This window comes from Pediococcus damnosus (genome assembly GCF_001437255.1).
Taxonomy (GTDB): Bacteria; Bacillota; Bacilli; order Lactobacillales; family Lactobacillaceae; genus Pediococcus; species Pediococcus damnosus.
The window spans coordinates 1-6,048 of the sequence record NZ_JQBD01000100.1 but is presented as its reverse complement, the minus strand read 5'-3'; the positions used below and the strand labels follow the sequence as shown (position 1 = coordinate 6,048).

The 6,048-nt window shown below is 35.8% G+C and carries 6 protein-coding genes and 1 pseudogene; 4 read left to right on the top strand and 3 right to left on the bottom strand.

Annotated elements, in window-relative coordinates:
* The first annotated feature begins 389 nt into the window (after nt 1-389).
* From IV84_RS09280 to IV84_RS09270, 3 genes are all read left to right on the top strand, one after another.
* Entirely contained in the window at nt 390-1,238 is an 849-nt protein-coding gene (locus tag IV84_RS09280) for a DegV family protein (protein WP_056986514.1), read from the top strand.
* Nucleotides 1,239-1,265: 27 nt separating this feature from the next.
* Nucleotides 1,266-1,757, top strand: coding sequence for a DUF1836 domain-containing protein (locus IV84_RS09275; protein ID WP_010010281.1), 492 nt, complete (start codon nt 1,266-1,268; stop codon nt 1,755-1,757).
* Nucleotides 1,758-1,827: 70 nt separating this feature from the next.
* Nucleotides 1,828-3,000, top strand: a complete 1,173-nt coding sequence (locus IV84_RS09270) for an SAM-dependent methyltransferase (RefSeq protein WP_010010282.1) — start codon at nt 1,828-1,830, stop codon at nt 2,998-3,000.
* A gap of 227 nt (nt 3,001-3,227) precedes the next feature.
* Here the strand turns inward: IV84_RS09270 and IV84_RS09265 are convergent, their stop codons facing one another.
* Nucleotides 3,228-4,232 carry a biotin--[acetyl-CoA-carboxylase] ligase gene (locus IV84_RS09265; protein WP_007124647.1) on the bottom strand — a complete coding sequence of 335 codons (1,005 nt, stop codon included), beginning with the start codon at nt 4,230-4,232 and terminating at the stop codon, nt 3,228-3,230.
* A 36-nt stretch (nt 4,233-4,268) separates the two neighbouring features.
* On the bottom strand, nt 4,269-4,784 hold the full coding sequence (locus IV84_RS09260; protein ID WP_181407284.1) for a biotin transporter BioY: 516 nt from the start codon (nt 4,782-4,784) through the stop codon (nt 4,269-4,271).
* A 156-nt stretch (nt 4,785-4,940) separates the two neighbouring features.
* On the opposite strand from IV84_RS09260, the gene IV84_RS09255 reads away from it, so the two are divergent.
* Nucleotides 4,941-5,498 (top strand): YiiX/YebB-like N1pC/P60 family cysteine hydrolase, encoded by a 558-nt coding sequence (locus IV84_RS09255; protein ID WP_227002056.1) that lies wholly within the window; start codon nt 4,941-4,943, stop codon nt 5,496-5,498.
* 185 nt (nt 5,499-5,683) lie between these two features.
* Here IV84_RS09255 and IV84_RS09250 read toward each other — a convergent pair.
* A pseudogene (locus tag IV84_RS09250) lies at nt 5,684-6,048 on the bottom strand (DNA topoisomerase III); the annotation flags it as partial.

Here is a 6,048-nt window from a genome sequence, read left to right as displayed (position 1 = left end):
TATGCATTTACACAAGATATTTTACGCTCTCGTTTGTACTTTTCACACACTTAAACACACCAAGTTATTGTTCCCATGACAATAGCTTGGCGTGTTTTATTGTTTAAAAATGGCAAATAGAAAGTTTAATTTGATCAGTCTTGAAAACTTGAGCTGCTTTGATTTTTCCAGTACTAAGGTGTCCTCTGTAGGCGCAATTTTGTTAGTTGCTCTTTCCCATTTGTTTATGTGGATGGTTTGAATTTACAGGTCTACGCGACTCACACCGTAGAAAGTTATAATCAGAAGCCAACTTCAAAAATCTATCATGGAATAATAGTAGTATTGACATCCTCATAATATAGTCTAAAATACTATTTATAAGGTTATCAAGACTATATGGAGGGAAAATGAAAAAAATTGGACTATTAGTCGATTCCGCATCAGATATTCCCGCGGAAATAAAAAATCAAGTAAATGTTGAAGTTGTTCCCTTAGTTGTGACAGCAAACAACCACGAGTATCTGGATCGTGTGACTATTCAACCTCAGGAAGTGTATCAACTAATTGAAGATGGTTATATTCCTAAAACAGCTAGTCCAACTCTTGGACTGGTATCACAATATATCAAAAAATTGCAGCAACGAGGTTATAAAAAAATCATTGCTATTACAATCTCCAGCGGCTTATCAGTTACAAATAAGGTTTTTAAAATAGCTTCTGAAAATGTCAATAACGCAATCATAACAGTTATTGATTCAAAAAGTATTGGTATTGGTAGTGGATTGATTGCAGCATACGCAGAAGACTTAATTAATGCTAATTATGATTACCAAGAAATCACTAAGCGAGTTCAACAGTCCGTGCTAAAAAGTAAAGTCTATTTTTATATTGCAACATTAAAATATCTTAGAATTGGCGGTAGGATTGGCAAAGTGGCTGGGATGGTGGGATCAGTTTTAAATATTAAACCAGTCATATCGTGCGACTCAGATGGCATATATTACCCAGTAGCAAAAGCTCGTTCTGAAAAGAAAGCAATTTCAAGGTTATTAAAGCTGGCTATCGAAGATGCTTCAACAAACGAAAGTTTTAGGCTTGCAGTCGTTCAGGGCAATGACAAAGCGATTTCAAGTCATGTACTAACCGAACTTAGAAATAGCTTTCCAAAACATACCATTTATACTGGTGATGTTTCCCCAGCATTATGTGTACACACAGGCCCAGAGCTAATTGGAATTGCAGTTCAGATTGATTAATATTTCTGTGCAAGGAGGATGACTAAGTTGCCTTTCGCTAAAAATAATTTCCCGAGATTACCGTTATGGAGCGAATTACCAAGCTTCAATTTACATTTGGATCAATTATTAGACATCACCAATTCTTTTGTTGAACCCATGATTGAGGAAAAAATTACCAAGACAATGATGCATAATTATTTTAAAGCAGGGATTATTGAGGCTCCAATCAAGAAGAGATATGCACGAAAACATTTGGCAGGAGCAATTGTGGTCGGTGTATTTAAAAATGTATTCTCACTATCAGAAATAGAGCAAGGATTGCGACTAATTCTTGCGGATACTTCACCTGCAGAAGGCTATGATAACTTTGTAAAAATATTTAATAACCAGAGTTCTCAAGAAACAATAAAAATGCCCCCTGTAGCCAATATTAGTTTAGAACCCACATCTACTATGCTTATACAGTATAGTGCGACTCAATCGGTTTTGTTTTGGTTTTTAGCAAGACGTCTTATTCAGAAAAATCAGGATCTATAGGAAAATTATTACGTATTTTTGTATATGATATTTTAGTTATATAATTTATTTTTTTAATGGAGGGATATTTGTGCTAGACAAAGTGGTTTACAAGGAATTATTCAGTAAAGCATTCGACATAACGATTGAAGTAACTTATTGGAATGGGAAAAAAGAAAAATATGGCGCTGGAGTTCCTGAAATTAAGGTACAATTTAAACACGAAATTCCAATTAAATCGCTAACCAGTCAGCCTACCTTGGTTCTAGGTGAGGCTTATATGAATGGTGACATAGAGATTGATGGAAGTATACAAACATTAATCGCATCGGCTTACCGGAAAAAAGACAGTTTTTTAACTCATAATTCATTCTTAAAACACTTACCCAAAATATCGCATTCTGAAAAAAATAGTGAAAAAGATATTCAAAAACATTATGACATAGGTAACGATTTTTATAAGCTATGGTTAGATGACACAATGACCTATTCTTGTGCTTATTTTGAGAAAGAATCCGACACTTTGAAACAAGCACAATTGAACAAGGTCCGGTATATCTTACGTAAGCTAGCCACTAATCCTGGTCGTAAACTATTGGATATTGGTAGTGGATGGGGAACTTTATTATTCATGGCTGCTGAAGAGTTTGGACTAGATGCAACAGGTATTACCTTGAGCCAAGAACAATATAACTATACACAATCACAAATAAAGGAACGACACTTAGAAAATCAGGTCCACGTAATATTGGAAGACTATCGTGAAGTATCTGGTCAATACGATTACGTAACATCTGTGGGCATGTTTGAACATGTTGGTAAAGAAAACTTAGGACTATATTTTAAAAAGGTTCAAGAATTTTTGGCCCCAGGAGGACAAGCATTGATTCACGGCATTACTGGACAACATGAAGGTGCTGGTGTGGATCCATTTATTAATCAATACATCTTTCCAGGAGGATACATTCCCAATGTTGCTGAAAATATTAAGCACATTATGGATGCCCAATTGCAATTTTCAGATATTGAACCCTTACGACGCCATTACCAAAAAACATTGGAAATCTGGTACCAAAACTATCAGAAGGTTCGGAATCAAGTCATCGAAAAATATGGTGAACGTTTTGATCGAATGTGGAGTCTATACTTACAAGCTTGTGCCGCTTCCTTCGAATCAGGCAATATAGATGTTATTCAGTACTTATTAGTGAATGCACCTAGTGGTACAGGATTGCCGATGAAACGCAATTACATTTATAATTAACTATTACTAGGAAAATTATTCAAATAATGTTCAAAAAAGGGCACCTGTTTAAAAAATGAGTTGTAGTAAACTCCATTTTTTAAATCAGGTGCCCTTCCCTAGTATTAACTTATTTAGAGTAGGAAAAACACTTTCGATAGTAGCTACAGTTTAAAGCGGCAATATCAAAATCATTGTGGTAGTGCTCATAACGTCCCGTATTATCAACACATAATCCATAAATTAAGCTATCCAATATGATCTCCTTTATACTTAAAACCAGTTTTGATTACTTCACCGCTTGTAAAGGTTTGAAATGTTCCATCTATCCTTTTAATGGTTATACCACCATTATCTTCAATCTTCTGAGCAACTCCCTGAATAACTTCTGACCCAGTATTTAAAGAAACCACTTTTCCTAAAACAATCGATTTTTTCCGGTACTCCGCCAATAGTTGGGGGTTCGTATAGTCTAAAAATCCGTTTATAATTGCTTGGATTATTTCGGCAATTAATTGATTGCGGTTAACTGAATTGTCATTATCGATAGCTTGGGCTTTGATTGCCAACTCTTTTGGAAACTTGACAGTTGTTAAATTTATTCCCACACCAACAATGAAAGCTGAGGCCGCCCCCAGTTCAAGATCAAAAATGGACTCCGTAATAATTCCGCCCACCTTATGATAATTTAGATAGATGTCATTTACCCATTTAAACTGAAATTCTTTATTTGGATAAAACTTTTCAAGCACATGGGTGATGCTCACGGCAATCCCAGTTGTTAGTAGTCCGGGTTGAATAACAGTTTGTTGTTGGTTAGGCAGAATAATACTGAGATAAAGGCCTGTAGTCGGTGGTGAATAAAAAGAGCGACCTCGTCTTCCATAACCGTTAGTCTGCTTATCGGCAACAAAAACGGTTGGCCTGGTAATACAGTGCTTACTAGAAAATTGCTTTGCTAAATCTTGGGTTGATGTAACTTCTTTAAAGACATGCAGATTATCTGTTAATTGCTTATGGCTGTAAATATTAATTAAGTCGGCTTCTAAATACGGCGCTGTATGAAGCATGTACCCACGTTTCTTACGACTAACAATTGGATAATCTCGTTTGTTTTTTAAATTATTAATAGCCTTCCAGATGGTTTCACGACTGACTTGAAACTTTTTAGCTAGATAGTCACCAGATACCCACGTATCTAAATTAGTCAAAAGTTCTAACACCACTTTTTCTTGGGTTGATTTATTTTTCATCAAACCACCTCCTAATTAAATAGCGATAAACAATAACTAAAATAAGCTTAAATGCATTGCTTTTCTAATACGGCGAACAATAATAACTGCTAAAGCACTTTTAATAAGATCTCCTGGTATAAATGCTAAGTTTGAAATAAGAGCGGCAATCAGCGTAATGTGAGACTGGTAAGAGAGCCATATAGCACCCACCAAATCAATAAAAATCACTCCGGCTAATAATAAAATGAGCAGTTCAAATATCCAAGACTTATTGTAAATCTGAAAACGATTAATTAATAGACCAATTAGTAATGGCGTAAATAACCAAGCTATAAGATAGCCGCCAGTTGGTCCAATAAAGACAGCCATACCACCATTACCACCAGAAAGTATGGGCATACCGATGAAGGCTAATAATAAAAATAGACATACTGAGATGGTCCCATACCTAGGTCCCAACAACTCACCACTCATCATCACTCCCATGTTTTGTAAAACGATAGGTACTGGAATAAATCCCAACGAAATACCAGGGAAGAAGCCTAATATAATTAAGATTGCTACCATCATTGCAGATAACGTTAATAATCTTGTGGTGTTACTACGTTTCAATATGATCACTCCAAGTATGGATTTTTCAAAAACAGTGTTATTATAGCTATTAGTAACCCATTAGTCAAATAAAGGGTTACTAAAATTCGAATAATGGAAGGGAGACTGCTAATTTTGATTAGTTTGAAAACAGGCGATCTGTTACTTGTTAAAAAAGCACAAAATAAACTGTCAGAGATGATCATTAGAGGCACAAAACAAACGTTTTTAGATCGACCACTAGCTTATTACCATATCGGGATAGTAGAAAAAGAAGGCACTGACTTTTTTGTTCTCCATGCAACCAAAGACCATGGTTGCATTCGTCAACCGTTAGATCTATTTATTTCCGAAGAAGGATTGATTGACGTTTATCGGAAGAGTAGCCCTTTAATAAATCCCCTCAAAATACTAAAACGAGCCAAGTCCATGTTAGAAGCACCATACAATCCGAGCTTCAGATTAGATCAGCCAGGATATTACTGTTCGGACTACGTGGTTAATGCATTTAAAGATGAAAATATATTTCATCTATCCCCAATGGTATTTGGCCCTAACGGCTCTGTTTTGCCTGAATGGCAACAGTATTATAAAAATTTAGACTTGCCGGTACCTAATGGTCAGTTAGGGAGTAGTCCGAACTCACTAATTAGCCAAGGCCATCTCAAATTTATAGGAGCTATCAACAGCTGACTTTTAATACAGACAATTATTTGGCCATTTAGGTGAACGATTACGTGAGTTTAAAACACGATCTTGCTGGATATCCCATATCCCTGATATTAAAAAGACTACAATCTAGATAGCTGGTTAATACGGCTATCTGGATGTAAATAGTTTGCCTTATAATCTTGGAAAAACTATGTTTTATTTTTATCTCAGTGCTCAATAATCGAGTCTACAAGGTAAATAGGAGAGCGTAAAATATCAACGACATCATAACCGGTTCCCATGATTCCGATATACTTCAATCGTGATGTTTTGCTGCTCCATTTCTTGGGTAGGGTAAAGTCCTCGCCTTGCTTGGGTTTCACAATGTAAAACTTTTGTTTATTTATGACAGTTACTTGTGGTGTTTCTAAGAACACCTCGGCAACTTTTTGCGCTTGCTGTTGGTGATTGATTTGTTGCTTAATGGCTGCACTGCCAGTTAATTGTGTTGGGACATCAGCGATCAATTTCACTACGAACTTCTTAATTTGGCTCAAAAAGTTATCCGGGGTGCGTTCTTCGGTACTGATTT